The organism is Negativicutes bacterium, from assembly GCA_021372785.1.
Lineage (GTDB): Bacteria > Bacillota > JAAYKD01 > JAAYKD01 > JAAYKD01 > JAJFTT01.
Genome location: JAJFTT010000036.1, coordinates 12,936 through 38,953, shown reverse-complemented (window position 1 = coordinate 38,953; position 26,018 = coordinate 12,936). Strand labels below are relative to the sequence as shown.

At 48.1% G+C, this 26,018-nt stretch carries 23 protein-coding genes, 1 tRNA gene, 1 pseudogene and 1 other annotated feature; of the genes and pseudogenes, 14 read left to right on the top strand and 11 right to left on the bottom strand.

Annotated features, from left to right (window positions below; genetic code table 11):
- The first annotated feature begins 136 nt into the window (after positions 1-136).
- From LLG09_04835 to LLG09_04810, 6 genes are all read left to right on the top strand, one after another.
- Positions 137-985 (top strand): phosphate ABC transporter substrate-binding protein, encoded by an 849-nt coding sequence (locus LLG09_04835; GenBank protein ID MCE5196438.1) that lies wholly within the window; start codon positions 137-139, stop codon positions 983-985.
- Positions 982-1,827, top strand: a complete 846-nt coding sequence (gene pstC / locus LLG09_04830) for a phosphate ABC transporter permease subunit PstC (protein ID MCE5196437.1) — start codon at positions 982-984, stop codon at positions 1,825-1,827. Before LLG09_04835 ends, pstC begins: the two co-directional genes overlap by 4 nt.
- Before the next feature lie 6 nt (positions 1,828-1,833).
- Positions 1,834-2,670 (top strand): phosphate ABC transporter permease PstA, encoded by an 837-nt coding sequence (pstA, locus tag LLG09_04825; GenBank protein ID MCE5196436.1) that lies wholly within the window; start codon positions 1,834-1,836, stop codon positions 2,668-2,670.
- Between the two features lie 10 nt (positions 2,671-2,680).
- The gene (locus LLG09_04820) at positions 2,681-3,442 is read left to right on the top strand and encodes a phosphate ABC transporter ATP-binding protein (protein ID MCE5196435.1); all 762 of its coding nucleotides are present in this window, start codon (positions 2,681-2,683) and stop codon (positions 3,440-3,442) included.
- A 78-nt stretch (positions 3,443-3,520) separates the two neighbouring features.
- Positions 3,521-4,171 carry a phosphate signaling complex protein PhoU gene (gene phoU, locus LLG09_04815; protein ID MCE5196434.1) on the top strand — a complete coding sequence of 217 codons (651 nt, stop codon included), beginning with the start codon at positions 3,521-3,523 and terminating at the stop codon, positions 4,169-4,171.
- Positions 4,172-4,394: 223 nt separating this feature from the next.
- Positions 4,395-4,658, top strand: a binding site (T-box leader).
- A 132-nt stretch (positions 4,659-4,790) separates the two neighbouring features.
- On the top strand, positions 4,791-6,239 hold the full coding sequence (locus LLG09_04810) for a tryptophanase (GenBank protein ID MCE5196433.1): 1,449 nt from the start codon (positions 4,791-4,793) through the stop codon (positions 6,237-6,239).
- Between the two features lie 554 nt (positions 6,240-6,793).
- Here the strand turns inward: LLG09_04810 and LLG09_04805 are convergent.
- Complete coding sequence (locus LLG09_04805) at positions 6,794-7,411, bottom strand: hypothetical protein (protein MCE5196432.1); 618 nt, start codon at positions 7,409-7,411, stop codon at positions 6,794-6,796.
- A gap of 565 nt (positions 7,412-7,976) precedes the next feature.
- On the opposite strand from LLG09_04805, the gene LLG09_04800 reads away from it, so the two are divergent.
- The gene (locus tag LLG09_04800; protein ID MCE5196431.1) at positions 7,977-9,707 is read left to right on the top strand and encodes an ABC transporter ATP-binding protein/permease; all 1,731 of its coding nucleotides are present in this window, start codon (positions 7,977-7,979) and stop codon (positions 9,705-9,707) included.
- A gap of 168 nt (positions 9,708-9,875) precedes the next feature.
- Here the strand turns inward: LLG09_04800 and LLG09_04795 are convergent, their stop codons facing one another.
- Entirely contained in the window at positions 9,876-10,292 is a 417-nt protein-coding gene (locus LLG09_04795) for a rhodanese-like domain-containing protein (protein ID MCE5196430.1), read from the bottom strand.
- Positions 10,293-10,495: 203 nt separating this feature from the next.
- Here LLG09_04795 and LLG09_04790 point away from each other — a divergent pair, with 203 nt between their 5' ends.
- Together LLG09_04790 and LLG09_04785 are read left to right on the top strand one after the other, a co-directional pair.
- The gene (locus LLG09_04790) at positions 10,496-11,398 is read left to right on the top strand and encodes a hypothetical protein (protein ID MCE5196429.1); all 903 of its coding nucleotides are present in this window, start codon (positions 10,496-10,498) and stop codon (positions 11,396-11,398) included.
- Positions 11,399-11,642: 244 nt separating this feature from the next.
- The gene (locus tag LLG09_04785; protein ID MCE5196428.1) at positions 11,643-12,869 is read left to right on the top strand and encodes a UDPGP type 1 family protein; all 1,227 of its coding nucleotides are present in this window, start codon (positions 11,643-11,645) and stop codon (positions 12,867-12,869) included.
- A gap of 228 nt (positions 12,870-13,097) precedes the next feature.
- Here LLG09_04785 and LLG09_04780 read toward each other — a convergent pair whose 3' ends face one another.
- Positions 13,098-13,415, bottom strand: a complete 318-nt coding sequence (locus LLG09_04780) for an EamA family transporter (GenBank protein ID MCE5196427.1) — start codon at positions 13,413-13,415, stop codon at positions 13,098-13,100.
- A 232-nt stretch (positions 13,416-13,647) separates the two neighbouring features.
- Here LLG09_04780 and LLG09_04775 point away from each other — a divergent pair, with 232 nt between their 5' ends.
- The 4 genes from LLG09_04775 (at position 13,648) to LLG09_04760 (ending at position 16,436) form a co-directional block, all read left to right on the top strand.
- Positions 13,648-13,884 (top strand): hypothetical protein, encoded by a 237-nt coding sequence (locus LLG09_04775; protein MCE5196426.1) that lies wholly within the window; start codon positions 13,648-13,650, stop codon positions 13,882-13,884.
- 747 nt (positions 13,885-14,631) lie between these two features.
- Positions 14,632-15,117, top strand: coding sequence for a sporulation protein (locus LLG09_04770; protein ID MCE5196425.1), 486 nt, complete (start codon positions 14,632-14,634; stop codon positions 15,115-15,117).
- Positions 15,118-15,152: 35 nt separating this feature from the next.
- Positions 15,153-15,764 carry a glycerol-3-phosphate 1-O-acyltransferase PlsY gene (gene plsY, locus LLG09_04765; GenBank protein MCE5196424.1) on the top strand — a complete coding sequence of 204 codons (612 nt, stop codon included), beginning with the start codon at positions 15,153-15,155 and terminating at the stop codon, positions 15,762-15,764.
- An 18-nt stretch (positions 15,765-15,782) separates the two neighbouring features.
- Entirely contained in the window at positions 15,783-16,436 is a 654-nt protein-coding gene (locus LLG09_04760) for a GNAT family N-acetyltransferase (protein ID MCE5196423.1), read from the top strand.
- A 416-nt stretch (positions 16,437-16,852) separates the two neighbouring features.
- Here the strand turns inward: LLG09_04760 and LLG09_04755 are convergent.
- From LLG09_04755 to pepT, 6 genes and pseudogenes are all read right to left on the bottom strand, one after another.
- Positions 16,853-16,928, bottom strand: a tRNA-Trp gene (locus LLG09_04755).
- 330 nt (positions 16,929-17,258) lie between these two features.
- Positions 17,259-17,402, bottom strand: a pseudogene (locus tag LLG09_04750) (histidine--tRNA ligase).
- Between the two features lie 314 nt (positions 17,403-17,716).
- Entirely contained in the window at positions 17,717-18,832 is a 1,116-nt protein-coding gene (gene mutY, locus LLG09_04745; GenBank protein ID MCE5196422.1) for an A/G-specific adenine glycosylase, read from the bottom strand.
- On the bottom strand, positions 18,829-19,317 hold the full coding sequence (locus LLG09_04740; protein MCE5196421.1) for a DNA-deoxyinosine glycosylase: 489 nt from the start codon (positions 19,315-19,317) through the stop codon (positions 18,829-18,831). The genes mutY and LLG09_04740 overlap by 4 nt, the downstream gene beginning before the upstream one ends.
- Positions 19,318-19,449: 132 nt before the next feature.
- The gene (locus tag LLG09_04735) at positions 19,450-20,196 is read right to left on the bottom strand and encodes an rRNA pseudouridine synthase (GenBank protein MCE5196420.1); all 747 of its coding nucleotides are present in this window, start codon (positions 20,194-20,196) and stop codon (positions 19,450-19,452) included.
- Positions 20,197-21,441, bottom strand: a complete 1,245-nt coding sequence (gene pepT, locus LLG09_04730; GenBank protein MCE5196419.1) for a peptidase T — start codon at positions 21,439-21,441, stop codon at positions 20,197-20,199.
- Positions 21,442-21,720: 279 nt separating this feature from the next.
- Between pepT and rocD the strand changes: the two genes are divergently transcribed.
- Positions 21,721-22,920: an ornithine--oxo-acid transaminase gene (gene rocD / locus LLG09_04725; protein MCE5196418.1), complete on the top strand. Its 1,200-nt coding sequence runs from the start codon at positions 21,721-21,723 to the stop codon at positions 22,918-22,920.
- A gap of 151 nt (positions 22,921-23,071) precedes the next feature.
- Here rocD and LLG09_04720 read toward each other — a convergent pair whose 3' ends face one another.
- Both LLG09_04720 and LLG09_04715 read right to left on the bottom strand, forming a co-directional pair.
- Positions 23,072-24,328: an aminoacetone oxidase family FAD-binding enzyme gene (locus tag LLG09_04720; protein MCE5196417.1), complete on the bottom strand. Its 1,257-nt coding sequence runs from the start codon at positions 24,326-24,328 to the stop codon at positions 23,072-23,074.
- Positions 24,329-24,333: 5 nt separating this feature from the next.
- Positions 24,334-25,920 carry an FAD-dependent monooxygenase gene (locus tag LLG09_04715; protein ID MCE5196416.1) on the bottom strand — a complete coding sequence of 529 codons (1,587 nt, stop codon included), beginning with the start codon at positions 25,918-25,920 and terminating at the stop codon, positions 24,334-24,336.
- Positions 25,921-26,018: the final 98 nt, after the last annotated feature.

Below are 26,018 nucleotides of genomic sequence, written 5' to 3'. Positions count from 1 at the left end.
ACCGTGTTCAGGAATTTGGGTTTTGAATTGCTCCGCTTTGGCGGATATCTTTTTTGATTTTTAAAGGAGAGGAGTAAATCAAACAAAGAACAGTCTTGACAGAAAAGACTTGCTGTTTGATCTTCATAGGTAAATTATGAGATTGACGACAGTTAATTTAAAACCAAAGAAAAGAATACGCAGCATGCTCGCTGTCCTTCTCTTGCTGCTGAGCGTTTGTCTGACGGCTGCCTGCAACAAGACTGCCGCAAGTGGCATTATTTTAGCCGGTTCCACTTCCGTACAGCCGTATGCGGAGATTTTAGCCGAGGAATATATGATCCTCTATCCCGAGGCTGAAATTGATATTCAGGGTGGTGGTTCCTCAGCCGGAATCAACGCTGCGCAATCCGGTACCGCCGGCATCGGTATGTCTTCCCGGGCTTTAAAATCGGAGGAAAAAAGCCTCTGGTTTGTGGAAATAGCCCGCGATGGCTTGGCTGTTATTGTCAACCCGGCTAATCCGGTAGAGAATCTGACGTTGGATCAGCTGCGTGATATTTATGCTGGTGCCAGTCAAGATTGGAGCCGGCTGGGCGGTGCTGCCGCTAAGATTCATGTCATCACACGAGAGGAAGGGTCCGGAACAAGAAGTGCCTTTACAGAATTGGTGATGGGTAAAACCGAAATCACTCCCAGAGCAATCGTGCAGGATTCCAATGGAGCGGTGCTGCAGCTGGTGAAAGATGATCCCAATGCAATTGGTTATATTTCCTTAGGGTTGGTCAATCAGGCAGTCAAAGCTCTTCAGCTGGAAGGAATCGCAGCCACCAAAGAAAACGTTCTTAATGGCAGCTATAACCTGACCAGACCATTTTTATTCATTTGCAGCAAAAGCCCAAGCGGAATTGCCAAACAATTCATCGATTTCACGCTCTCGCCGCAAGGGCAGACCATTCTGAACAGTGAAGGGCTCATTCCCCCAACAGAAGGGACAACAAAATGAAGAAATTTAAAGAAAACCTATCGGAACGCATCTTCCTGTTGATTGCTCTTTCGGCTCTTTCTGTTTTGGCACTGATTACTGTTTTTATCTTGATGCATGGGTTACCAATCATCGCCAAGGTCGGCGTGATCAATTTCGTTTTCGGTATGAAATGGGCTCCCAGTCAAGGAGCCTATGGTATTTTTCCCATGATTGTCGGTTCCGTTTCCGTTACTTTGGGTGCCGCTGTTTTGGGAGTTCCGATTGCCATCTGCTGTAGTATTTTTTTAACTGAATTTGCCCCTGCCGTGGTCAGAACTCTGTTCAGACCGGCGATTCAATTGCTGGCCGGGATTCCTTCGGTCGTCTTTGGCTTTTGGGGTGTCCTGTTCATTGTGCCACTGATCCGTAATTATTTAGGAGGTCCGGGTTTGAGTATTTTGGCTGGTTCTATTATCCTGGCGATTATGATCCTGCCGACAATCATCAGCATCTCGGAAGTCTCTTTGCTTGCCTTACCGCAGCAATATCGCGAAGGCGCATTTGCTTTGGGTTTGACGCATTGGCAAACAATCTATTATCTATTACTGCCGGCAGCCAAATCCGGGGTGGTCGCAGCTGTGATTCTAGGGCTCGGCCGCGCCATTGGTGAAACGATGGCTGTGATTATGGTGTTGGGAAATGCTGTCGCCATTCCTCAATCGATTCTGGATCCGGCTCGAACTTTGACGACCAACATTGGTATTGAGATGGGTTACGCGGCGGGCGAGCATCAACAGGCCCTTTTCGCCACCGGTATTGTGCTCTTTATCATCATCATGATTATGAATGCCAGCGCGCAATATATTACAAGAAAGAAATGAGACAGTATGAAGATTAATCCGCGAACCAGTCAAAAAATAGCCAAATTTGTCATCTGGTCAGCCGCCCTTCTCGTCATCGTGGTTCTTCTTGCGATCATCGGCGATATTCTTCTTAAGGGCTTACCGGCCCTCAGCTGGCAGTTTTTAACGGAAATTCCCCGCAATATGGGACGCTCCGGCGGTATTTCCTCCCCCATTGTCGGCACGTTATTGGTAACCGCCGTCGCTGTCCTGATCGCCACCCCCTTCGGCATCGGCACGGCAATTTACCTGACCGAGTATACGCGTGAAAATAAAATGACGCAGGTGATTCGTTTCAGTGCGGAATCACTGGCCGGAATTCCTTCGATTGTTTTCGGACTTTTTGGTTTTATCTTTTTTGTAACTTATCTTCATATGGGATGGTCGATCCTCTCGGGTGGTCTGACCATGGCAATCATGATTTTACCGACCATCATTCGAACCTCGGAGGAAGCCATTCGTACAGTGCCAAATCTTTATCGGGAAGTTGGGTTTTCTTTGGGAGCCAGCAAATGGCAAACCATAACCCAGACGGTCATTCCATCTGCTTTACCGGGAATCGCCAATGGCATCATTTTGAGCATTGGTCGCTGTGTGTCTGAAACCGCCGCTGTCAGTTTAACGGCCGGCTCTGCCTTGCGCATGCCAACTTCACTCTTTTCACCGACCCGGACGATGGCGGTTCATTTTTACATTCTGGCACGAGAAGGTTTATCCATGAAAAATGCCTACGCTACCGCAGCGCTCTTAATCATTCTGATCTTTCTCATCAATGTCGTATTCAACATGCTGGTCGATCGTTTCGTATCGAAAGGCCGTTAAGAGGTGAAAAATGAGTCAACAGGCCAAAATAGCAATTAAGGATTTAAATTTCTATTATCAGACAAATCAGGCGATCCGCAATTTCAGTTTGGAGATCCCGGCAAATGAAATTCTGGCAGTTTTTGGGCCGGCAAACAGCGGCATTACGACACTGCTCCGTACACTCAATCGGCTCAGCGATTTGAACCTCAATGCGCACAGGACAGGTGAAATTCTGATTGATGGCAACAGTATTTTCTCTCCCGAGATCAATGTTACCGAATTACGGCGTAAAGTGGGCATGGTCTTCGATGTACCTACGCCGCTTCCGATGTCCGTCTTTGACAATATCGTCCTGGGTCCGCGGATGCTCGGACTGAAGAGCAACACGATTTTGGCTGAGAAAGCGGAAAAGTCGCTTCGTCTGGCGGCGCTCTGGGATGAAGTAAAGGATCGGCTGCATACACCGGCAACCAGGTTATCCGGCGGGCAACAGCAGCGTCTCTGTATTGCTCGTGTCCTGGCGCTGGAACCGGAGATCATCTTGCTGGACAGACCTTGTTCTGCCCTGGATCCGGTCTCAACCTCAAAAATCGAGGACTCTTTAAGACAGCTGAAAGAGCACTATACCATTATCATTGCGCCTCATACCGTTCAGCAGGCAGCACGCATTGCGGACAGGGTCGCCTTCATGCTGATGGGAAACCTGATTGAACACGGCCAGACCGAAGAAGTTTTTGCCAATCCGAAAGATCAGCGCACAAGTGATTATATTACCGGAAGATTTGGCTAAACCCACTGTGGTGATGAAAAGATGTTTGCGCACGGAGAACGATGAATCAATAAATCAACGAAAGAGGAGGCTTATCAAATGCGAACAAAATTTGACGAACAATTGGATCTATTGAATACCGAGCTGATTGAAATGGGATTACTGATTGAAAATGCAATTCAAACCACATCGATCGCGTTGCTGCAGAAGAATGTTGAGGAAGCGAACAAGGCAATTTCTTTCGAAGTGGAAATCAATGAAAAGGAGCGCCATATTGAGAATCTTTGTCTGAAACTCTTATTACAGCAACAACCGGTAGCCAGAGATCTGCGCTTTATTTCAGCCGCCTTAAAAATGATAACCGACATGGAACGAATCGGCGACCAAGCCAGGGATATCTCCGAAATCATTGTTTACCTGGCGGATGAGCCCTATATCAAAAAAATCGAGCATTTACCGATGATGGCTGCGGAAACCATAAAAATGGTGAATAAAAGCATTGATGCGTTTGTCAAAAGAGATTTGGCGCTTGCACTGGAAGTCATGCAAATGGATGATATCGTGGACGAGTTATTCGATACCATCAAGAGAGAGCTGATTGGTATCATCACAATTGCACCCGAAAAGGGAGGGCAAGCCCTCGATTTGCTGATGATCGCCAAGTATTTTGAACGGATCGGTGATCATTCGGTTAATATTGCCGAATGGGTAGAATTCGCGATCACCGGAGATCATCGGAATAACGAATAGTTCGTGTAATTCTGATGATGTCTGCTCCGATATTTAATGAAGCAGTACCGCCTCCAGCTTCTGGGCGAAGCATGATTGCGGTCAATGCGTATCATTTCCCTGCGCTAAGGTAGACGGGATACTCCGGTATGATGAAACCGCAAGAAAGCGATTCGAAAGAGTGATTCGAAAGAAAATAACGCTTGACAGAAGCTCTCACGAAATGTTACTATGATGAAAATTGTAAATGGCTTTGACGAAGAACCAGTACGAATACGAGAATTCCTTACAGAGAGCTACCGGCAGGTGAGAGGGGCAAGGAATGGTATTCCGAATACATCTTCCGAGCTGCTTGCTGAACGGGGTGCTGCCCTTAGTAGGTTAAGCCGGAACTCTGCATCCGTTATCGTGCTAGAGTATTCGCCTTTCGGCTGATACTTGATAAGATTGGCATTGTGAAATGTCAAAAAAATTAAGGTGGTAACACGGAAAACTCTCCGTCCTTTGTGTATTGTTTGATACACAAAGGACGGGTTTTTTTTAATTTCTGATGAGAGGGATGATGAAATGGAACCCGGCTACAATGATTGCAAGTTCATCCGTGTAAGAATCAATCAAAAAAATAAGGAGGGCTAATTTCATGTCAAACATTCAATTTTTCAGTGGAGAACAAATCCCCTTGGAGATGCATAAGGTCCGCATCGTACAGAAACTGCAGTTGCTGCCGATTGAGGAGCGCCTGCTTTGCATTAAAAAAGCCGGCAACAATACGTTCCTTTTGAATAACCGCGATGTCTTCTTGGATATGCTGACCGACAGCGGTGTCAATGCCATGAGTGATCGTCAATTAGGCGCCATGATGGTGGCTGACGACAGTTATGCCGGCAGTGAAACATATGTGCGCCTGGAAGAAAAAATCCGCCGGATTTTCGGGACAGAGTTTTTCTTGCCTGCGCATCAGGGCCGGGCCTGTGAAAATATCCTGGCGCAAGTCTTCGTCAAACCTGGTATGATCACACCGATGAACTATCATTTCACGACGACCAAAGCTCATATTACGCTGAATGGCGGCTCGGTTGAAGAACTGCTCTCTGACCGCGGTACCAAGGTGACCAGCCAGGAATTATTCAAAGGCAACATGGATATCGAAAAACTGGAGAATTGCATTGCTCGGCATGGCAGTGAGAAAATCGCATTTGTCCGCATGGAAGCAGGGACGAACCTGATCGGCGGTCAGCCGTTTTCCCTGGCCAATCTGCAGGAGGTTAATAAAGTCTGCGCCAAACATCAGATTCTCCTGGTGCTCGATGCCAGCTTACTTGCCGATAATCTGCATTTCATGAAAGAAAGGGAAGAGCAGTGCAAATCGATGAGCATCCGGGAAATCACATTGGCGATTTCTTCACTTTGTGATATTACCTATTTCTCGGCGCGCAAATTAGGTTTTGCCAAAGGCGGCGGTATTTGCATGCACGATCGAAAGCTCTATTTGAAAATGCGCGAGCTGATTACTTTATACGAAGGATTCCTGACCTACGGCGGTATGTCCGTGCGGGAAATGGAAGCACTGACCGTGGGTTTGGATGAAACCATGGAAGAAGACGTGATCAGCCAGGGTCCGCAATTTATCGCTTTTATGACAGATGAATTGGTAAAACGCGGTGTGCCGGTAGTGACACCGGCCGGCGGATTGGGCTGTCATTTGGATGCCATGGCTTTTGTCGATCAGATACCGCAGCAGGAATATCCGGCGGGCGCTTTAGCGGCGGCTCTCTATCTGGCCGGCGGAGTGCGCGGTATGGAACGCGGCACGATGTCTGAACAGCGTGACCCGGCAGGGAACGAAACACTTTCGACCATGGAATTATTGAGATTAGCCGTACCCAGACGGGTATTTACCTTATCGCAGATTAAATATGCGATCGATCGCATTGCCTGGCTGCACCAGAATCGTCACCTGGTGGGAGGGCTGGAATTTGTCGAAGAACCCAAGAATCTCAGATTCTTCTTTGGCCGTTTGCAAGCAACCTCTGATTGGCAGGAAAATCTAGTGCATCAGTTCAGGAATGATTTCCCAGACAGCCTTTAAATAGAAAAAGCTCAATAATTTGCCGCTGAAGAAACGATGAGTATTGCGGATTTCGTATCTGCGTAATGGTTCGGGAAGGCATTTGGCAAACGGCTGCTCCTGCTGCTGTTTACCAACAGCCGATCAATGAATTTGTGGCTGACTTTGTGGGCCGGGCGAATTTTTTATGGTCAGCAGAGAATCGCTCAAATTTTAGGCAAGGAATCCGCCGGCAAAGACAAGGAAGTTTTGCTGCTGCGCCCAGGTATCTCGTTTTTTCCGAAAACGAGATACCTGGTAGGATCCTGCAAAAAGAATATTTGGGGTTTCGTTCCAGATATCTGGTTTTGTTGGCAGGGGAAACCTGATGGTGCCTACATTGGGCAATTCCACTGCCAGCCAGTGCAAGATCAATGACTATGTTTATTTATCTTTTCGAAAAGATTATGTCACTGTATACGGCAAAAATGATCAAACGTGAAAGCCAAGTTGTTCAGATGACCATGAAAAACCCCTATGCCTGCTGATAATTCAGGCACAGGGGTTCTTACCGGTAGAGGCGCTTCCATTGAAGCTTAACGATTGGTTTTGTTGTTCTGGAAATTGGCGATCTTCTGACGTAAATCGGCTCGCATACCCATTCGCCAGCGATTCGCTGTTCCCGGATTGCCGTCTGCGAAATTCGCCTGGCGGTCTGCAATCAAAGCAAGAATTTGATCAGCCTGGTTTTGGGTTAAATCGCCGGAGGCTACTTTTGCAGCGATCTTCTCTTTGAGAACTTCGATATTTTGACCAAAGCCATTCATCATACCGCGACCCAAGCCTAACTTTTGGCTGATTCTGGCAGCCAAACCATTGCCCAGCACTCGACGAGCGGCAAGCAGGCTGAGGATTTCGTCGGCTTGCGCCTGGGTAATCTCTCCCGAAGCTACTTTGGCGGCAATTTTATCTTGGCGAAGCAAAGCCATCTCACTGATGAATTCATCGCGCAGACCGGCAGCTGCGGCAATCTGACCGTAATTCTCACCGGTTGCCTCATGCTCCGCGATCACACTCTCCAAACTCCGTCCGGTCAAACCTGCAACGATTTCAGCCGGTGTGGAGTAACTGGAAGCTGCAAAAACGAAGAAAGCTCCGCTGCTGACAGCCAGGATCATCGTTATGACCAGCAAAATCCGGGTCGTTTTTTTCATTTGTAAAACCTCCTTTTTTGCAGTGAAGATTTTCTGGATTTTCCGCGCGCTATCATGCACACCGGAATTCACTGCAGTCCTATCATAACAAAGAATTGTGGCAAAAGTGTGTCTTTTCAAAAGAAATATTTATGCTTGGAAACAAAAGATAGTCTGTCAGAAAGCGAACCGAGTTTGCTTGAAAGCAGCTTGACATTGTGAGATAGTATGTCATACTTATTCAATAGATACCCATGCTCAATGACCGATGGCGAAGAAAGGTATTGCCTGGCTCAACTTGTCAGCTTTCAGCTCCTGCTGCTTTTGCACTGCAGCTCCGCCTTTTTTCAAAAAAATTGATCCTATCCCTGGTCCGGAAGAAGCAGGTCTTGCGGGAGAAATTGTCAAATGAACGACGTGCTGCTGCGCTTTATCGGACGGAGTAGGGAAAAACTCCCGTGGAGACAAAATGGCCCGCTGAAATCAGGTCGGAAGCAAAAGCGATGACAGCACTGAGCGAACAGGAAAGAATAACCCGGCTTCAGCTTTGGGCGAATATCTTTCTGAGAGAGGAGGCGCAGGGTCCATGAAGCTGATTATTAAATTTTCCCGTGATGCCTTTCGCTACAAACGGCTTTATGCGGCTGCAATTATCTCGGCATTGTCCCTGACCCTGATCAACCTAACCGCGCCGAGACTGTTGTCCGGCATGACCGGATTCGTCGGCAGCGGTATGACACAAGCCGACCTGAATCAAATCAAAATTCTTACTTTGGAACTCTTGCTGCTCTATCTGTTACGCATTTTGTTTCGCTTTTTAAGCAACTATCAGGCACACAAAGCCGCCTGGCTTTTGGTGGGTGATCTGCGCACAAAAATCTATAATAAACTGCAAAGCCTGGATCTTGGCTTCTTTACAGATCAACAGACCGGTGACTTAATGAGCCGTGTGGTCAACGACACCCGCGAATTTGAATTGCTGTATGCTCATATCATTCCGGAAATGCTGATCAATCTCGTTACTTTTTTCGGTGTTTTAAGCATTCTGCTGACTATCAACTGGCGCTTGGCTGCATTGACTTGCATTCCTATTCCATTTATTGTTTTTTCCGGGATCATTTTTGCCAAAAAAGTGCGGCCCTATTTCCAGAACTCTCAAAGAGCAGTCGGAGAACTGAATGCAAAACTGCAGGACAACCTGGCCGGTATGCATGAAATTCAATCTTTTGTCCGCGAAAATGATGAATCGAACCGCATGCAGGAAAAAATATTTGCCCAAGTGAATACTATGCTGCTGGCGCTGAAAGCGGGCGCCGTATTCCATCCTTTTGTCGAATTCCTCTCTTCCGTTGGTATGGTGATCGTGGTTGGAGCAGGTGGGGTATTGGCTTTTCGCGCACAACTCTCAGTTTCAGATATCGTAGCCTTTCTCTTATATTTATCCTTATTCTATGCGCCGGTCAGCGGTCTCTCACAGCTATTAGAAAACGCACAGCAAGCCTTGGCAGGTGCGGAACGGGTCATGTTGATTCTGGACACACCGGTTAAAATCGAAGAACAGGAAGGTGCTATCGATGCTGGCGCCCTCAAAGGCAGGCTGGATTTTGAGGATGTCAGTTTTAGTTATCAGCAGGATCTGCCGGTCCTGCGCCATATAACTTTTCACTGTGAACCGGGACAAATGGTAGCTTTGGTTGGTCCAACCGGAGTCGGTAAAACCACCCTGACGCAGCTCATTCCTCGCTTTTATGAGCCGGATTCCGGTGTTATTCGGATTGACGGCATTGACATCCGGACAATGACCAAAGCCAGTTTACGCAGCAATATCTCGCCGGTTTTGCAGGAAACTTTTCTCTTTAGCGGAACGATCCTGGAAAACATTCGTTATGCCCGCCCCGAGGCGACGCGGGAGGAGATTATCGCAGCCTCCAAAGCAGCTTACATTCATGAAGACATCCTGACGATGCCGGCACAGTATGATAGCGAAGTCGGCGAACGAGGGATACGCTTGTCTGTCGGCCAAAAGCAACGCGTTGCCATAGCGCGCGCCATTTTACGCAATTCTCCGATTGTTATTCTCGATGAAGCAACTGCGTCGGTCGATTTGGAAACCGAACGGAAGATTCAAGAAGCGGTCAACCAGTTGGCTGGATCACGCACCATTGTTGCCGTCGCACATCGCTTGTCTACCATTCGGCATGCGAATCTCATTCTTGTCATCGAGGAGGGCGGCATTGTGGAAAGCGGTACGCATGAGCAGCTGCTGGCCAAACACGGCTATTACTGGAAAATGAATCAAATTCAGAATCCCGTTTAGAGATTGGAAATTCAAAGATAAGGCGTAAACCGCGATGAATCCTGTCTCCTGGTTTACAGTGAAAAGAAACTTCATGCCGCCTGTCGGGTCCGAGCGTTTAATTTGATAACCGGAACAGCAAAACACCTCCCGTTAACGACTGCCGGCGGAAGGTGGTTTTTTTGTTAACTAAGGTGTGCTGCTTTTTAACTCACTTACTGTAGCATAAGGCCAGTCGTTGATGCCGCCGAGATCGTATATTTTGCGATATCCCAATTTTACTAACTTTTTCGCAGCCTGTGCGCTGCGATTGCCAGACCGGCAATAGATGAGAATTTCCGCATCCAAATCCGGTAAGAGAGCGGGCTTTTCGGTCGTAATCGTTTCATTCGGAATCAGGATGGCGTTTTCAATATGTTTTACCAGAAACTCCTCTTCCGTACGAACGTCAACAATCGTCAGCTCATCCTGGCTGTCGATGCGTGCCTTAGCGCTTTGCGCGCTAATTTTCTGATACCCTGCGCCGGAGCCGGTTGCAGAGACGCCGCAGGAGACAAGCAAGACAGCAAGAAGCAGCAGGAAGAGCAATGTCAAAGTTTTTTTCATCCTATCATATTCCTCCACAGATTGGTTTATTTTGTTGATGATAGCAGTTTAAAGATCAGCATTCTGTGATTCTGTCACAAAGAGCCGATCAATTTGAAAACTTGATCTGTTTTTTTGGCTGCTGAATTTCCTTCGGGCCCTGGTTATGTTATAATCTCAGTGCAGACGATAAAAAATTCCGACGGAGAGAGGGGAGAGGTGAATTGAAAAAACGCTGTCTGCCAATCTGCGCGCTGCTGCTTATTCTGCTCTTTTGCAGTGTATTGCTCTCGGGTATCGCATACGCGGATGTCGGCCAAAAATCTTCCGTTGTGATCCGGTTCAGCGGACTGGAAAATGTTGATTATTACGTTACCTTACTCTCCCAAACAGACACAACCGGGCCCTACAGCGCACTGACCGATCAGTATACAAAAGCATATTACAGACCAGGAAATCTGAATTATGATATCTATCAACGTTTCTTGCACTATCGCGATCAGGATGGCTTTTATTTTCTGCAGTACTTTGGCAAATGCAGCAATAATGAGTCCTTTCAATGGAGTTACTACCCGCCGACAGTTTTCAAGATCCTGATTTATTTGCCGGCATCGAATACTTTTGCTGTCAGTGAACCTTATGAGCGTTATGCTTTTGAAAGTTATTACCGAGCGACTGTCGCCAATTCTGCCGGCGAAGCGGCTGCTGCGAATTTAACCATCCGGGCAGAAAAAGATTATGATTTTCAATCGGAATTTTTGTCATTGCTGCTCAGAATAAGCATCACGATACTGGTTAAAATCGGGATAGCGTTTCTATTTCATTATCAGACAAAGCTTCATTTGCGTATTCTTCTTCTGACGAGCTTGCTGACTCAGACCAGTTTGAATCTGCTGCTCAATTTGGTCCATTATCATTGGGGGCATGTCGCTTTTTTACTCGCTTTCGTATTCCTGGGAGTCTTTGTTTTCGCTATTGAAGCAACCGCTTATTGCTTTCTCTTCAGATATTATCAGCGAAAGCATGGTTTATTGCCAGGCAGTCCCGTCCTATATGCCTTAACAGCGAATGCCGCTTCGTTTATCAGCGGTTTTTGGCTGTCCTATCTGCTGCCAGGTATTTTTTAAAACTTTTCTTCTTGATCATTCCTCATCAACCGGCAAGAGGTTTTTTGGAAATAGGGATGGTCAGCTCTTTTTACATCTGAATGCTGCAATCCTGCTTTCTCCTATATCCAACAGAGAGTATGCTTGTTATAAGGAGACCGGTATGCGTAAAAATATGCTTGGAACTCTCAGAGGAATCTGTTATAATTGAAAAAAATCAAGCGAAGCCACAAAAGCTGGCAAGAAAAAGGAGCTGAATTGCACAATGGTAGCGCAAAGTATAATCGATAAATTGAGCCAATATGATCAACTGCATCTTTTAAAATTTTATGATGACTTAACCGCATCCCAGCAGGAGCATCTCCTCTCACAAATCGAGCGCATCGATTTTTCACTGTTGGATCTGCTCCAAAACAGGCAGGCAAAAAGCGTCAAAGGGAAGTTAGCTCCGCTGAACGCCTTAACAATAGCTGAAATTGCCGCCAACAAAGAGGTTTATCGTGAACTCGGCCTTACAGCCATCCGACAGCATCAAGTAGCTGCCATTCTGCTGGCGGGCGGGCAGGGAACCCGTTTGGGTTTCGAAAAACCAAAAGGAATGCTGAATGTCGGTATCGATCGAACCCTCTATTTATTTCAGCTTCTGATCGGAAATTTGCTGGAAGTTGTGCAAGAGGCTGCTGCCTGGCTGCCGCTTTATATTATGACCAGCGAAAAGAACCATCAGGATACGATGGAATTTCTGGCGGAGCAGAACTATTTTGGCTATCAGAAAGAATATGTTTTCTTCTTTCAGCAGGAAATGGCGCCGTCCGTCGCCTACGACGGCAAGATCTATTTGGAAAAACCGGACGAAATTTCGCTATCGCCGAACGGCAATGGCGGTTGGTTTACTTCTCTGCAGAAGGCCGGTTTGGTACGGCAAATGAAGCAGCAAGGCGTGAAATGGCTGAATATCTTTTCCGTTGATAATCCCTTGCAGCGCATTGCTGACCCGGTGTTTATCGGTGCAACTGTGCAGCAGCAATGCTTTTGCGCCGCCAAAGTTGTGAAAAAAACAGAACCGCAGGAGCATGTTGGCGTGTTATGCCTGGAAGATGATAAACCTTCCATTGTTGAATATTATGAATTGACGGAAGAATTGATCCATTCCAGAGACGCAAAAGGCGATTTGCTCTACAATTGGGGTGTGATTTTGAACTATCTTTTCCAACTAGAAAAACTGGAAGCGATTTCAGACCAGCAATTGCCACTGCATATCGTAGAAAAGAAAATACCTTATCTGGATGAGAATGGTATCTGCATTGAACCGAAACAGCCGAATGGCTACAAATTTGAATTGCTTGTGTTGGATATGATCCATCTCATGGAGAATTGTCTGTCCTTTGAAGTTGAGCGGGAGAAGGAATTTGCCCCGATCAAAAATCCCACCGGTGTGGATTCACTGGAAAGCGCCAGAAAATTACTGCAGCAGAATGGTATAGAATTATAAAGTCCGGTCAGCCCCGATCGGTTACCGCGGCATTTCACCGATTGGGGACAAGCCAGGCAAGGCTTTGCCCTACTTATCTGCCGCACTCTTTTCGACGCATTTTGCTTCCGGCCCACGGTAAAATGGACGGATGCACAGCTACACAATAATCAAGACGCCACCGCAGAGCTCAGGCAAAGTCATTTTTTCTGTAAAAACAGCGAAACGATTCCGGCAGAAAAAGCCGGCTCAACGGTCATGATTGTGGCCGGTTGCCCGGCTGTCATCGCTTTTTGGCGTCAAAACTTGAACAATGAAAGCAAACGCCGTGGCGAAAACGGCCAAAAAAATCAGAACGGCCCGGCAAGCATGAGGAATATTTACCCAAACGGGTACTTTCTCCAGAAAAAAAGCAAATAAGAAGGAAAACAAGCCGACCACAGCAAATTGAATGGTAGCGATACAAACAGCATTGGCGTTGGAATTCATTCTGGAAATCAGGATGATCTGAACAGCAAAGCACATAGCGCTGAGTAAAACCAGGAAATCTCCCCGATTGAAGCGCATTGGTTCCTGCGGGATGCCGGAAAGACAACACCAATGCGCGGGGAAGGCGGCGGCTTTGCTTTTTGCCGAAATAACAGCAGCAACGGCACCGAGATTACAGCAAACGCTGTAAAGAAACCGGCTTTGCCGGCTATAACGGCAATCACACCAAGAGGTTGCAGAAGATAAGCCAAAAAGCCACCATTCCATTCCCGGTCGGTGAAAGTGAGGTGAAGAGTATCAATAAGCTTCTATGGTTGCCACTGAAAATAATCGGCAGCGTGCTGTTTATTGCTCTTTGCCTGAAGAGTACCATTTGGCTATTTTGGTTGGTAGGGAGAATCGTCTGTATTTTGCTCATTATTCTTTTCTACCTTCTGCTTTTCATCCTGCTCATTTTAGCATTGCCTTTTCATATTACAGCTTCCTGTTCTTTTTCTGCGGAAAAATTCGACTATCAGCTCCAGCTTCGCTGGGCTTGGCTGCTTGATCTCACCCGTTTGATTGAAAATCAATTGTGGGGTACAAAAACCGCCAGACCTCAGAGAACGGTCTCCGCAAAAAAAAGGAAGAGCAGAAGAACGAAAGTAAAAACCATTCCGGGAGAGCCGGAACCCGCGGCACACAACGGCGCCGCAGCTGTTTTTCGAAACGAACCGGCAAAACCTGCAGCTGCCGATCGGCCACACTCAGACAGGCTAGACAGCGAAACAAAAAGCGAAACAGCAGCAACGGAAGCAGAATCAGAAGCAGAAGCTCCCAACTCCTCTTTGGGCAGTAAATTTCAAGAGATTATGGATTATCTTCGCTTGGGCATGCAATATAAAGATCTTTTTTTCACCTTCCTGCTTAAATTCTTTCGGTTGCTGCACATCAGACCACTGCAACTGCAAGGGCAATTCGGCTTAGCGGATCCGGCAGACACCGCTTTTTTGTTTTCCGCGTGTTATACACTACTGCCTTTTTTGCCGTTTTGTTATTTTACCGTAGAGCCTGTCTTCACCGACAGCACCTGCGACCTCAATCTAACACTGAAGTGCAGAATATCCATCACAGAAATCTTACTGCATCTTTTACTGGACAAGGATTTGAGGCGGCCTCTGATTCAGGTTTATAAACTTTACAAAGCAGACAAGCTTTAATTTTTTCGTTTCGAATGAATTTGGCGGCGGCAGTTTTCAGAAGACTCAGCGAATTCAAGAAAAGGGAAAACAAAGAAAAGAAAGGATGGACGATTATGCAACAAAAGGAATATCTTGCCACACTAATTGGAGATTTGAAAAATCTTGTCACTTCGGAAACGGTTATAGGGGAGCCGATTGAAATCGGCGCTATCACAATTTTACCGGTAGTCAATATTACATTCGGCTTCGGTTCCGGAGGCAACGATAAACAAGCGGAGGATGCCGCCAAAGCGGGCGGCGGTTTAGGGGCCGGGGCTGGTGCCAAAATCTGTCCGATCGCCTTTTTGGTTGTCAATGGAGACCAGGTAACCATGCTGCAAGTCCAGAATCAAAAAGCCAATACCAGTTTGGACCGTTTGATTGACATAATGCCCGGATTAGTGGATAAAGTATCGAACCAATTCCTGAAAAAACAAAAAAAAGTCACTGATACGGCCAGCGAAGCGGCTTTGCACCAAGTGGCAGAGGAAATAAAGCAGGAAGCCGCTCAAAAAGCCGCTCAAGAAGCCGCTCAAAATCCTGCCAAACCTAAGCTTTAACGATTTCAAATACATGATAGAAACGGCGATTTTGAATGGATAAATTATCTTTGCTTTATTTTGCAGTTTACGCTTACCTTTGCGGTTCCATCCCCTCGGCCTATCTGATTGCCCGCGTGACGCAGAACATTGATATCCGAAAATACGGCAGCGGCAATGTGGGAGCTACCAACGCGCTGCGCACCTTAGGCGTAAAAGGAGCTTTGATCTCTCTGCTCTTTGATATCCTGAAAACCTTACTGGCTCTTGCACTGCCTTTTTATCTGAATGCACCGCAAAGCGCCTTTTATATCAGCGGATTGGCGGCAATTTGCGGGCATAACTGGCCGGTTTTCTTACACTTTAAAGGCGGCAAAGGTGTTGCAGTCTCTACAACCCTGATCCTGCTGTTTTTCCCCCGGATTTGTATCCTATCGTTGGTCATCCTGGTAGTCGTAGTTTGGTTGACCCGCTATGTTTCCCTGGGATCGCTGGTGATGTCGCTGCTTTGGCCTCTGATGCTCTTTGCGAGTTCTGCCGCTTGGCCTGATTTGCTCTTTGCCGGCTGTCTGACTGTTCTGATCTGGCTGATGCACCAAGGTAATATTCAGCGACTGCTGCATCATTCGGAACGCGAAATTGTTTTTCGAAAAAGTGAGCAAACATAAGGCGGAAAGGTTAGATTCATGTATTTCATCGATAAAGTCACCAGCAAACGGCTGATCATATCGGCATATACAGAGGAAGAAATGGATCAATTAATCGCAGCGACGGATGATTGCAACAAAAACGAAGCTTATCGTGCCATGCTGCAAGGCATGCGGGATCATCAAGACCAGTACCTGTGGTATACCAATTGGAAGATCTGTTTGCAACAATCCGGTCTTATCCTCGGCAGCGCCCGCTTTATGGGCCCTCCCAATGACAATCATGAAGTCGAAATCGATTATGATCTAGGCGCTGCCTGTCAGAATCAAGGCTATAGGACAGAAGCGCTGGAAGAACTCTGCGCTTGGGCGTTTCGTCATGCAGATTGTTTTTACGTGCAGGCCGAGACTTCAGTGCAAAACACGGCGGCGCAAGAAGTATTGGCAAAGAATCATTTTCGGCAGATCGGCGCAGGGGAGGAAAGGTTGCGCTTCGAATTGGAAAAACCAAAATTCACCTGGCTGCCGATTTATCTTTTGCTGGGTTTTGCCGGCGGTCTCTATCTCGGTATTGCTTTTGATCGCCTTGCTTATGGCTTGACCATTGGTTTGATCAGCGGCATCGCCTTTGGTCTGACACTCAATCGGGCCGATCAAAAAGCCAGAATCAGAAATACAAACAAACCGCAATAACTATGATCGGAATCGCTGCTATTCCTACTACCTTGTCCGGCGATCCCTACTCGGTGTGGTATGGCGCAGCAATGCAAAGACTCGTCTCTTGCTTAAAGATGCCGCAAAGTCCGGCCTGCGCGAATCTTTTGCCTGTCAGCGTGTGCAGGTGTCAAAACAATCGATCGACAAAGGAGCCATGATCTCGTGCGAGAAACCATTTACTTTGATCCGTGGTATTGGAAAATGCGGAGTCGAAAAATACTGATGAGCGGTTATAGCCTTGAAAAACCAGTCAGCAAGGCATTTCAAATTGTTTGGTATACCTAAGATGCACTTGCCGGTTTTGTTAACGACTACCGAGAGTGAAAAAAAAAGTTCCTATAAAAAATATCGTCACAATGATACAGAGTTGTATCCATTGTGACGATATTTTTTGGCAGGGGAGGAGGGACTCGAACCCGCAACCTACGGTTTTGGAGACCGGTACTCTACCAATTGAGCTACTCCCCTATAAATAAGTTCGAGGCAAGTTTTTACCCCAACGCAAGCCATTATACTATAAATCAGTTCGATTCGTCAACAGGTTTCAAAGAAATATTTTCAATTATCGTATGCTCAACGAAATATTTCCTTAATTATCGTTGTATAGATTGCCATTATATGGTTTATTCATCGTAGTTTTCTTAAATTGAGGTGTATTTTCAATATTTTAGCAAAGAGTTGCTTAGTATATCTGAAACAGATGATTGAATCAGGCAGCGATTACTTTCAGTATCAGAGACAGCGTAACAGAAACATCGGTCAGTTATAATAATGTTTAGCCGGCAGCGGTTCATTCTGCAGCTTGTTCTCCAAAAAAGCGCATACCACACCGGCAGTTTCTTCCGGGCGCAGGGTGAGAGAGCGTAACCCGCGGTCACTGAAGGTTTACATTATTTTTTGGACGATATCGCTAGTCTCACCGACACCACGTAGATTGAAAATTGAAATATGAAGAAGATGAAATAAGCGGTAAGAAAAAAGAAAGGATAAAAGAAAGGAATTGATAGTCAAGTCTCAATCAGTTAGGAAGCTGAGAATACGGGAAGCAAACTTGCTGCCTATTCTCCCAACTTCTCAAAATTAGTATTTTGAGAAGTTGGGAGAATAGGAATTCACGGCATTTTTAAGGTATTATTCGCTGTGATCTCCGTCTCCACTCTCTTTTTGCAGAGAGCCCCTTGCCTCTCTGCACGCAAAAGCGTTCTCTGCTGAAACTTGATTGTGATGGCGTTATGACACGGGCAAGACCGCTGTGATCAACATTTTTCTTCTGTTTGCTGCAATAACGGCTGCAGCAGAAAAGCAAAAGCATTGGGAATGGCATAATGGTTGGTGATTTCCTCTCTTGTGGCCCAGACACCTGGCCATGCTCCCTTTTGGCTGCTGACCCGGATTTTCCAGGCCGACATTTCCCATTCGATATGCGTAAAAAGATGATAGCCGGACGGCAGCGCTTCCAGCCCGAGCGCTTGGCTTTGCCGATCCTCTAGCAGCTGCCAAATCTCATCTTTCTCAAGATGACCGGGGAAATTGGGGAATTCCCATAAACCGGCTAAAAGTCCTTTCTGGCTGCGCTGCTGCAAGAGGAATTGTTCTCCGGCTTGAATGACTAAAACCGTCAGCATTTGTTTTTGGCGCGCTGTTTTGGCTCTGCGTCTGGGCAGATCGCCGCGCTGTAAGCGCTTAGCCAGACAGACGGCCTGCAGCGGACAGGCAGCGCAGAGCGGAATCCCGTTCGGCAGACAAACAGTGGCCCCCAGATCCATCATCGCCTGGTTATAATCACCCGGCTCTTCCCTGCTGATCCAATCGAACGCAATTTGCCGCAGCGCATTTTTAACGGCAGTCGTTTCAATTTCCGCCTCAACTGCCAATAATCTCGCCATCACGCGCAGCACATTGCCATCCAAAACAGGAACCGCCACGCCATAAGCAATCGAAGCAATCGCAGCAGCCGTATATTCTCCGATCCCAGGCAGTTGCTTCAATTCTTCCGGTGCAGCCGGCAGCTTGCCCTGCTCATTTTGCAGCAACAGCTGTGCTGTCTTTTGCAGATTGCGCGCTCTCGTATAATAACCCAAACCCTGCCATAATTTGAGCAGGCGTTCCGGCTCGACTGCAGCCAAAGCAGGAAGGTCAGGCAATGCTTCGAGGAAACGCAGATAATAGGGAATCACGGCTTCCACTCTCGTTTGCTGCAGCATGATTTCTGAAATCCAGGTATGGTAAGCGCTCGGCTGCTGCCGCCAGGGTAAAACACGGGCGTTTTGGGCATACCAGGCCAACAATTCCCGCCTGGGAAAGCAAAAATCCGTCAGCAATCCCGGCTCCGCCAACTGCAGGACCTGTTTTATGTGCATCCAATCACTCATCGTAACAATCCCTGCAGTTCTTTGGCATAATAATTCACTAAATCCTGCCAGGGATAGCTGCCTCGGTTTGCCGCGCTGGTTGAAGGCAAATAAACCGACGGCAAACCCGTTTGCGGCAGACAGAGCTTCTGATAAAGCCGTGTGGCCTGCATTCCGGTCGTAAAGATGCGGCTGATCTGACTCGACTGTAAGATTTCGCTGAAATCATTGGCCACCGGCCGGCGGATGGTTGTATCTTGCGCACCGCGGATCATACAGCTCTGCAGGACATCCCAGAGGGCAAAACCATGCCGCAGGGCAAAACGCTTCCTGCTCTCATTTCCTTCCGGTACTGTCTCCCCACAAATCGCCGCCATCACCGGCCAAAAACGATTTTGAGGATGACCATAGTAAAACATGACCCGGCGTGAAACCGGCGACGGCATCGTTCCCAGAATCAGCAGCTTCGATTGCCGATTATAAATCGGTTGCAAAGGATGGATCACTAGATTTGCCTCCTGCAAAAGAAAACACCTCACTCGATCTTTTACCTGAGCTTGAAATATGTTTTTTCAATCAGAAAAAGCCATCCGAAGGCTTTTGATTCAGCATTTCATTCGGATGGCTTTGCGCTCTGACTATTTTTCGTCCCAATGCACCGCTTGACGCAGTGCGGCAATCTCCGCTTCACGCAAAGGACGGTAAGCGCCCAACGGCAGAGTAGCATCCAGTTGCAGCGGTCCAAAGGAAATTCGTTTCAGATAGGTCACTCTACAACCCAGAGCTTCCATCATCCGTTTGACCTGGTGATATTTGCCTTCATGGATTGTCAGCTCCGCTGTGGAAGCTGTTGGCCTAGCCGTAAGGATTTTCAATTGAGACGGCAGCGTCCGATAACCGTCGTCCAGCCTGATTCCCTCTTGACAGGCAGCGACGGCGGCAGTGTCCAACAAACCATTTACCTCCAGGTAATAGGTTTTCGCTATATGGAACTTCGGTGATAGCAAAAAATGGGATAATTCCCCGTCATTGGTTAATAGCAGCAAGCCTTCCGTGTCTCGATCCAGACGTCCAATCGGAAACGGTTCAAATAAAAAATCTTCTTCGCTAAGCAGATTGCAGACTGTCCGTTCACGTCCGTCGCGGGTTGCCGTGATCACACCCTGCGGCTTATTCATCAGCCAGTAGACGAAGCGGCTATATTTGATTGCTTTGCCATCCACTTTGATGATGACTTCTTCCGCATTGAAATGCAGAGAGCTATCGCGGACGATCTCACCGTTCACTTCAATCATACCCTGACGCGCCATTTTTTTGATATCACTGCGGGAACCGACATTCATATGCACCAGGATCTTGTCGAGGCGCTCCGGCTTACTAACCATCTATTGCATACTCCATAAGCGGGCAATTTCCACGATTACATCGGCTGCTTTTTGCATAAACTGTACCGAAGCCCATTCCGTGCGGGAATGCGCATTGCAGCCGCCGTAAAACAGGTTGGGCGTCGGCAGACCCATGAAGGTCAACTGAGAACCGTCGGTACCACCGCGCACGATCGATTTCTTCGGTTCCACCTGGCAATTGATCATGGCCGTACGGGCAATCTCGACGATTTCTTTCTTGTCTTTCAGCACTTCATTCATATTGCGGTAACCGCCGCTGTGCACGATTTCCACCAGAGAACCTGGGTAGGCAGCTTGCAAAGCCGCACATTGCGCTTCCAGCCAAGCTACTTTGCGCTTTAAACCTTCCGCATTAAAATCACGAAGGATCATGCTCATCGTTACGGTTTCAAATGTTCCGCTGATTGTATTGGGATGCACAAAACCGTCATAACCATCGGTGGTTTCCGGACGCATATTGGCCGGGATCGCAGCGCAGAGCTGGGCCGCCAGATGCATGGCATTGATCATCACACCTTTGGCGCTGCCGGTATGACTGCTGCGCCCTTTGATATTCACTTTCACATTGTAAGCGTTAAAGGTTTCGTCCTGATAATCGCCAATCATGCCACCATCAAGGGTATAAGCGGCTTCTGCCCCAAAGCGTTTGACATTAAAATGCTGAATGCCGGAACCAATCTCTTCGTCGACGGTAAATCCTACTTTGAAAGGACCATGTACCAGACTTTCCTCTTTCAGCATACGGCAAAGTGCTTCCATAATCGCCGCAATGCCGCTCTTATCGTCCGCACCGAGTAAAGTACTGCCATCGGAAGTAACCAGGTCATGTCCGACTACGAGTTTCAATTCTTTGCAAACATCCGGATCGATCAGGTCACCGGAAGCGAGCACAATCTTGCCGCCGTCATAATTACGAATGACTTGTGGTTTGACATTGCTGGCAGGCACAGCCGGAACGGTATCCATATGCGCTAAATATCCGATCGCCGGCGTATTTTCTTTGCCCGCTGTTGCCGGCAGCGTGGCGGTGACAATGCCAAACTCATCCACCATCGCATCTTTTAATCCCAAAGTAAGCAATTCCTCCTGTAATACCGCCGCTAATTTGAGCTGGCAGTCAGAACTGGGTACCGTCAGACTGCCATCACGGGATTGCGAATCCATTTCCACATAACGGAGAAACTTCGCCAGAATTCCTTCATTCAATAATGTATTTCTGTCCATAACAACACACTCCTCCTCTATTTTTGCCTGAGTCATAACAACGTCATCATAGCACATTTGCCGCCAAAGCACAATAACCGCTTCGCTTGAATCGGCCGAAGTCACCGTCTTGACAAACGGCAGCGAAACTGATATGATATAGAATAATATAATATCCGTGTATATCAAATCAAAACATAGTATTTTTATACAGTATTCTTTGCATTGGTTCCATGTTTGATTTGATTACACCGAGTTATATTAAGGAACCGTTTCAAATTGCAAGAAAGGAAGGATGCTATGCAGGAGTACTTAAAATTAGAAGATCAATACGGGGCACATAACTATCATCCGCTGCCCGTGGTGATCGAACGAGGTCAGGGATGCTGGGTATGGGATACGGAAGGCAGAAAATATCTCGATATGCTGGCTTCCTATTCTGCTGTCAATCAAGGTCATTGTCATCCCAAAATCATTAAAGCTGCGATCGATCAAATGGGTAAAATCACCATCACTTCCCGCGCTTTTGTCAATAACCAAATGGGGTTATTTTTGAAAAAGATTGCGGATCTGGCCGGTTATGAACAGGCGCTGCCCATGAATACCGGTTCCGAAGCGGTGGAATCCGCTCTGAAAATCGCCCGCAAATGGGGAGAAAAAGTCAAAGGAATTGCCAGGAATCAAGGCAATCTGATTGTCTGCGCCAATAATTTTCACGGCCGTACCATAACCGTGATCTCCTTCTCGACCGAAGAACAATATCAGGATGGTTTCGGTCCCTTTACACCCGGTTTTCGCATCGCTCCCTATGGTGACAGCCAGGCGATCGAACAGTTGATCGATCAGAACACCTGTGCTATTTTAGTTGAACCCATTCAGGGAGAAGGCGGCGTGATAATACCGCCGCAAGGCTATTTGCAGCAGCTCCGCCGGATCGCGGATCAGCATCATGTTTTGCTGATTTTTGATGAAATTCAGGTCGGCTTGGGCCGCACCGGCAAGATGTTCTGTTTTGAACATGAGAACGTTAAACCGGACCTCTTGATTTTAGCCAAAGCTCTGGGTGGCGGCGTCTATCCGATCTCAGTGGTTTTAGCCGACCGCGCCATCATGTCTGTCTTTTCACCCGGCGATCATGGTTCCACCTTCGGCGGCAATCCTCTGGCTGCGGCCATCGGCATCGCCTCTCTGGATGTCTTAATTGAGGAGAACCTGCCTGCTCGCGCTGCAGAAATGGGTGATTATTTCTCCGAAAGGCTCAGAACAATTGTTTGTCCTGCCGTGAAAGAAATTCGCAGCAAAGGATTGATGATCGGAGTGGAGATCAAGCCCGAATATGGCGCTGCCCGTAAATATTGTGAAGCGCTGATGGCGGAAGGTCTGCTCTGTAAGGAGACTCATGTCACCACCATCCGATTCACCCCGCCTCTGATCATCAGCAAACCGGAACTCGATTGGGCCTTAGAGCGTATCGAAAGGGTTTTCACAAAACTAGCTTAAGCTTAAAAAAGCTCGACAATGAACGGAAATGGGATGATAACATTAAAAAACTGCATAACGGAAAGCCTGAGTCAGTGTCATAAGCCGACAACTCCAGCGGAAAACGGAGCGGTCGCAAAGACACTGACTCAGGCTTTTGATTACGCAGAAATCACTGCTCCTGACAAGCCCCGGCGGCTGCTCTGCCCGCCAAAAATCCGGAGGACCAGGCCCATTGCAGATTATAACCGCCGCAATTGCCATCCACATCCAGGACTTCGCCGGCCAGGAACAAATTGCGCAGTTTTTTTGACTGCATCGTAGCAGGTTCCACTTCCGTTAAAACAGCGCCGCCGCAGGTGGTCTGAGCATCCGACCACTCTTTGCAACCGCTGACGCCGACCGTATATCCTTTCAGCAAGCTTGCCAAATAACCTGCTTGTCCGGGATGCAGGAAGCGAATTACACCGATTTGCTGTTCCACTTTCCCAACCAAATAAGCAGCCAGATCGCTGTGCAGCAAACCGCTCAGCGAGACAGTGACCTGAGCGGCATCCTGCATCAGCCAGTCGAATACCAGATTCTGTACTGCCTGCGGCTCAAATTCCGGTAAAAAATCCAATTGCAGCTCCACTTTTTTCTGTTCAGACAGTGCGCGAGCGGCGAAGCGGCTGATCTGAAGTGTTGGAATACCGGAGATGCCATACTTCGTCCAAAGCAGTTCTCCTGTCGCCTGGGCTGCCGTCTGAGTGTCTGCCAGCAAAGAGACTTTAGCCTGAAAGCGGATACCGGCTAACTTTTTTAAACGGTCCATTTTTAATTGCAGCGGCACTAGAGCCGCTACCGGCTCGATGATTTGATGACCGTTTTGCCGCAGCCAGGCATAAAAATCACCGGATGTTCCCAACTGTGGCGCGGCTGCGCCGCCGCAGCACAAGATCAGCTTGCGGGCCGTGCCAAGCGGGCCGTTTGAGGATGACAAACGGAAACCTTGCGTTAATACCTCGATTTCAGTCACAGACGTGCTTAACTGCTGCGTTAGAGGATAACTGTCAATCTCATTTTTCAAAAGCTCACGAACGATTTTTCCCTGATTGCTGCGCGGATAATAACGGGATTCCTCACAATACGAATACAAACCGAGCCGCTGAAAAAAGTCCAGTGTCTGCTCCAACCCGAAATTCTGCAGCACTTGCCTGACGATCTGTGGATCGTTGCTGCGATAATTCTGCAGCGATTGATCAGCATTGCTGAAATTACAACGTCCGTTGCCGGTGGCCAGTAATTTGCGGCCCAGTTGGTCGTTCTTTTCTAAAATCAGAATTTTTAGCAGCGGATTCGCACGGTGCGCCGCAATCGCCGCCATCATCCCGGCCGCCCCGCCGCCCAAAATCGCGATATCGTATGTCCTGCTTCGTTCCTTTTGCATCTTCGTCACCTCGCCGCATACTGCAATATAATCTGTTCGGCAGCACGCAAACCATCCACGGCGGAAGAAACGATCCCGCCGGCATAACCCGCACCTTCTCCGGCGGGATACAGTCCTTTGATGGAACTCTCGCCGTCTTCTTTCCGCAAAATACGCAGAGGTGACGAGCTGCGCGTCTCTACACCGGTTAAAATGGCCTGCGGCTGATCAAAACCTTTGAGTTTGCGAGCCAAAGCCGGAATTGCTTCCCGTAAGGCTTCCGTGACATAACCCGGCAGACAGCGATTCAGATCGGCAATTTTCACGCCGGGGCGGTAGGTTGGCTGCACTGCCACCGGTTCCTTTGTCACAGTTCCCTGCAGGAAATCATCCAGACGCTGCAGCGGCGCCCGAAAAGCCGAGCCGCCGGCAGCAAAAGCCAACGCTTCCCATTTTCTTTGAAATTCCATCCCCGCCAAGGGGTCAGAGGAAGCAAAATCCTGCGGTGAAACCGCCACCACCAAACCGCTGTTGGCGTTTTTGCCGTCTCTGGCATGGTAACTCATGCCGTTGGTGACCAAATGACCTGGCTCACTGGCCGAGGCGACCACCTGCCCGCCGGGGCACATACAAAAACTATAGACGGTTCTGCCGTTCTTGGCATGGTAGACCAATTTGTAATCGGCGGCGTCAAGCTTGGGATGTCCTGCAAAGCTGCCATACTGCGCCGCGTCAATCCAGCTTTGCAGGTGTTCGATGCGCACGCCCAAGGAAAATGCCTTGCTTTCCATCGCCAGTTCCTGTGCAAAGAGATTGGCAAAGGTATCTCTGGCACTGTGCCCGATGGCCAGGATCAGGACTTCGGCGGCAATTTCCCTGCCGTCAGTCAGACGGATTCCCCGCAGGCGATCGTCTGTCAGAAGCAGACGATCCAAACAGGAATAGAAATGGATCTGCCCGCCTAAGGCAAGAATTCGCTGCCGCATGCAGATCATGATTTGACGCAGACGGTCCGTCCCGATATGCGGCTTATGGCTGTAAAGAATATCCGCCGGTGCGCTGGCTGCTACGAACTGCTGTAAAACCCGATAAATGCGCGGATCGCGAATCTGCGTCGTCAGTTTTCCGTCTGAGAAGGTACCGGCTCCACCCTCGCCGAACTGCACGTTGCTTTGCACATCAAGGCTGCCGCTCTGCCAGAACTGTTCAACCGCTTTGACGCGTTCTTCAATCGGGCCTCCCCGTTCCAATAACAGCGGCTGATAGCCATTTTCCGCCAAAAGCAGGGCGGCAAATAAGCCGGCGGGACCCGCTCCCACAATCACCGGCGCATGCGCCAGTTTCAGGCTGCCGGGCTGCGGCGTGATGTATTCGCGCCGCGGTGCCGGCAGCAGAGGAATGTGCGAACGGGACAACCATTTTTGCGGCTGCCGGAGTTCAAACTCGAGATGATACACAAACGTAATTTGGTTGCGCCTGGCATCGATAGCCTCATGAACGATCTGCAGGTTCCCGATCTCGCTGATCGGACAACCGATGCGTTCCGCCAAATGCGGCAGAACCTGACCGCGCTCCTCTAAAGGGACGCGAAGACTTTGCACAAGAAATGCCATGGTGATCCTTCCTTTTCTTCTCAGAAGAAACTGTTTTGTATTGCCGGTAATTTTAGGTGACCGCTGCTTTTTCCGATGCTACGAGTCTCAACCCCGCT

Excerpts from the sequence above, each read along its gene's own strand:
- LLG09_04715 (MCE5196416.1), bottom strand. The coding sequence starts at position 25,920 with ATGGCATTTCTTGTGCAAAGTCTTCGCGTCCCTTTAGAGGAGCGCGGT.
- LLG09_04780 (MCE5196427.1), bottom strand. The coding sequence starts at position 13,415 with ATGCGCTTCAATCGGGGAGATTTCCTGGTTTTACTCAGCGCTATGTGC.
- LLG09_04720 (MCE5196417.1), bottom strand. The coding sequence starts at position 24,328 with ATGCAAAAGGAACGAAGCAGGACATACGATATCGCGATTTTGGGCGGC.
- LLG09_04735 (MCE5196420.1), bottom strand. The coding sequence starts at position 20,196 with ATGGTTAGTAAGCCGGAGCGCCTCGACAAGATCCTGGTGCATATGAAT.
- LLG09_04770 (MCE5196425.1), top strand. The coding sequence starts at position 14,632 with ATGCAACAAAAGGAATATCTTGCCACACTAATTGGAGATTTGAAAAAT.
- phoU (MCE5196434.1), top strand. The coding sequence starts at position 3,521 with ATGCGAACAAAATTTGACGAACAATTGGATCTATTGAATACCGAGCTG.
- LLG09_04795 (MCE5196430.1), bottom strand. The coding sequence starts at position 10,292 with ATGAAAAAAACTTTGACATTGCTCTTCCTGCTGCTTCTTGCTGTCTTG.
- pstC (MCE5196437.1), top strand. The coding sequence starts at position 982 with ATGAAGAAATTTAAAGAAAACCTATCGGAACGCATCTTCCTGTTGATT.
- rocD (MCE5196418.1), top strand. The coding sequence starts at position 21,721 with ATGCAGGAGTACTTAAAATTAGAAGATCAATACGGGGCACATAACTAT.
- mutY (MCE5196422.1), bottom strand. The coding sequence starts at position 18,832 with ATGAGTGATTGGATGCACATAAAACAGGTCCTGCAGTTGGCGGAGCCG.
- LLG09_04775 (MCE5196426.1), top strand. The coding sequence starts at position 13,648 with ATGGTTGCCACTGAAAATAATCGGCAGCGTGCTGTTTATTGCTCTTTG.
- LLG09_04800 (MCE5196431.1), top strand. The coding sequence starts at position 7,977 with ATGAAGCTGATTATTAAATTTTCCCGTGATGCCTTTCGCTACAAACGG.
- pepT (MCE5196419.1), bottom strand. The coding sequence starts at position 21,441 with ATGGACAGAAATACATTATTGAATGAAGGAATTCTGGCGAAGTTTCTC.
- pstA (MCE5196436.1), top strand. The coding sequence starts at position 1,834 with ATGAAGATTAATCCGCGAACCAGTCAAAAAATAGCCAAATTTGTCATC.
- LLG09_04785 (MCE5196428.1), top strand. The coding sequence starts at position 11,643 with ATGGTAGCGCAAAGTATAATCGATAAATTGAGCCAATATGATCAACTG.
- plsY (MCE5196424.1), top strand. The coding sequence starts at position 15,153 with ATGGATAAATTATCTTTGCTTTATTTTGCAGTTTACGCTTACCTTTGC.
- LLG09_04805 (MCE5196432.1), bottom strand. The coding sequence starts at position 7,411 with ATGAAAAAAACGACCCGGATTTTGCTGGTCATAACGATGATCCTGGCT.
- LLG09_04835 (MCE5196438.1), top strand. The coding sequence starts at position 137 with ATGAGATTGACGACAGTTAATTTAAAACCAAAGAAAAGAATACGCAGC.
- LLG09_04810 (MCE5196433.1), top strand. The coding sequence starts at position 4,791 with ATGTCAAACATTCAATTTTTCAGTGGAGAACAAATCCCCTTGGAGATG.
- LLG09_04820 (MCE5196435.1), top strand. The coding sequence starts at position 2,681 with ATGAGTCAACAGGCCAAAATAGCAATTAAGGATTTAAATTTCTATTAT.
- LLG09_04760 (MCE5196423.1), top strand. The coding sequence starts at position 15,783 with ATGTATTTCATCGATAAAGTCACCAGCAAACGGCTGATCATATCGGCA.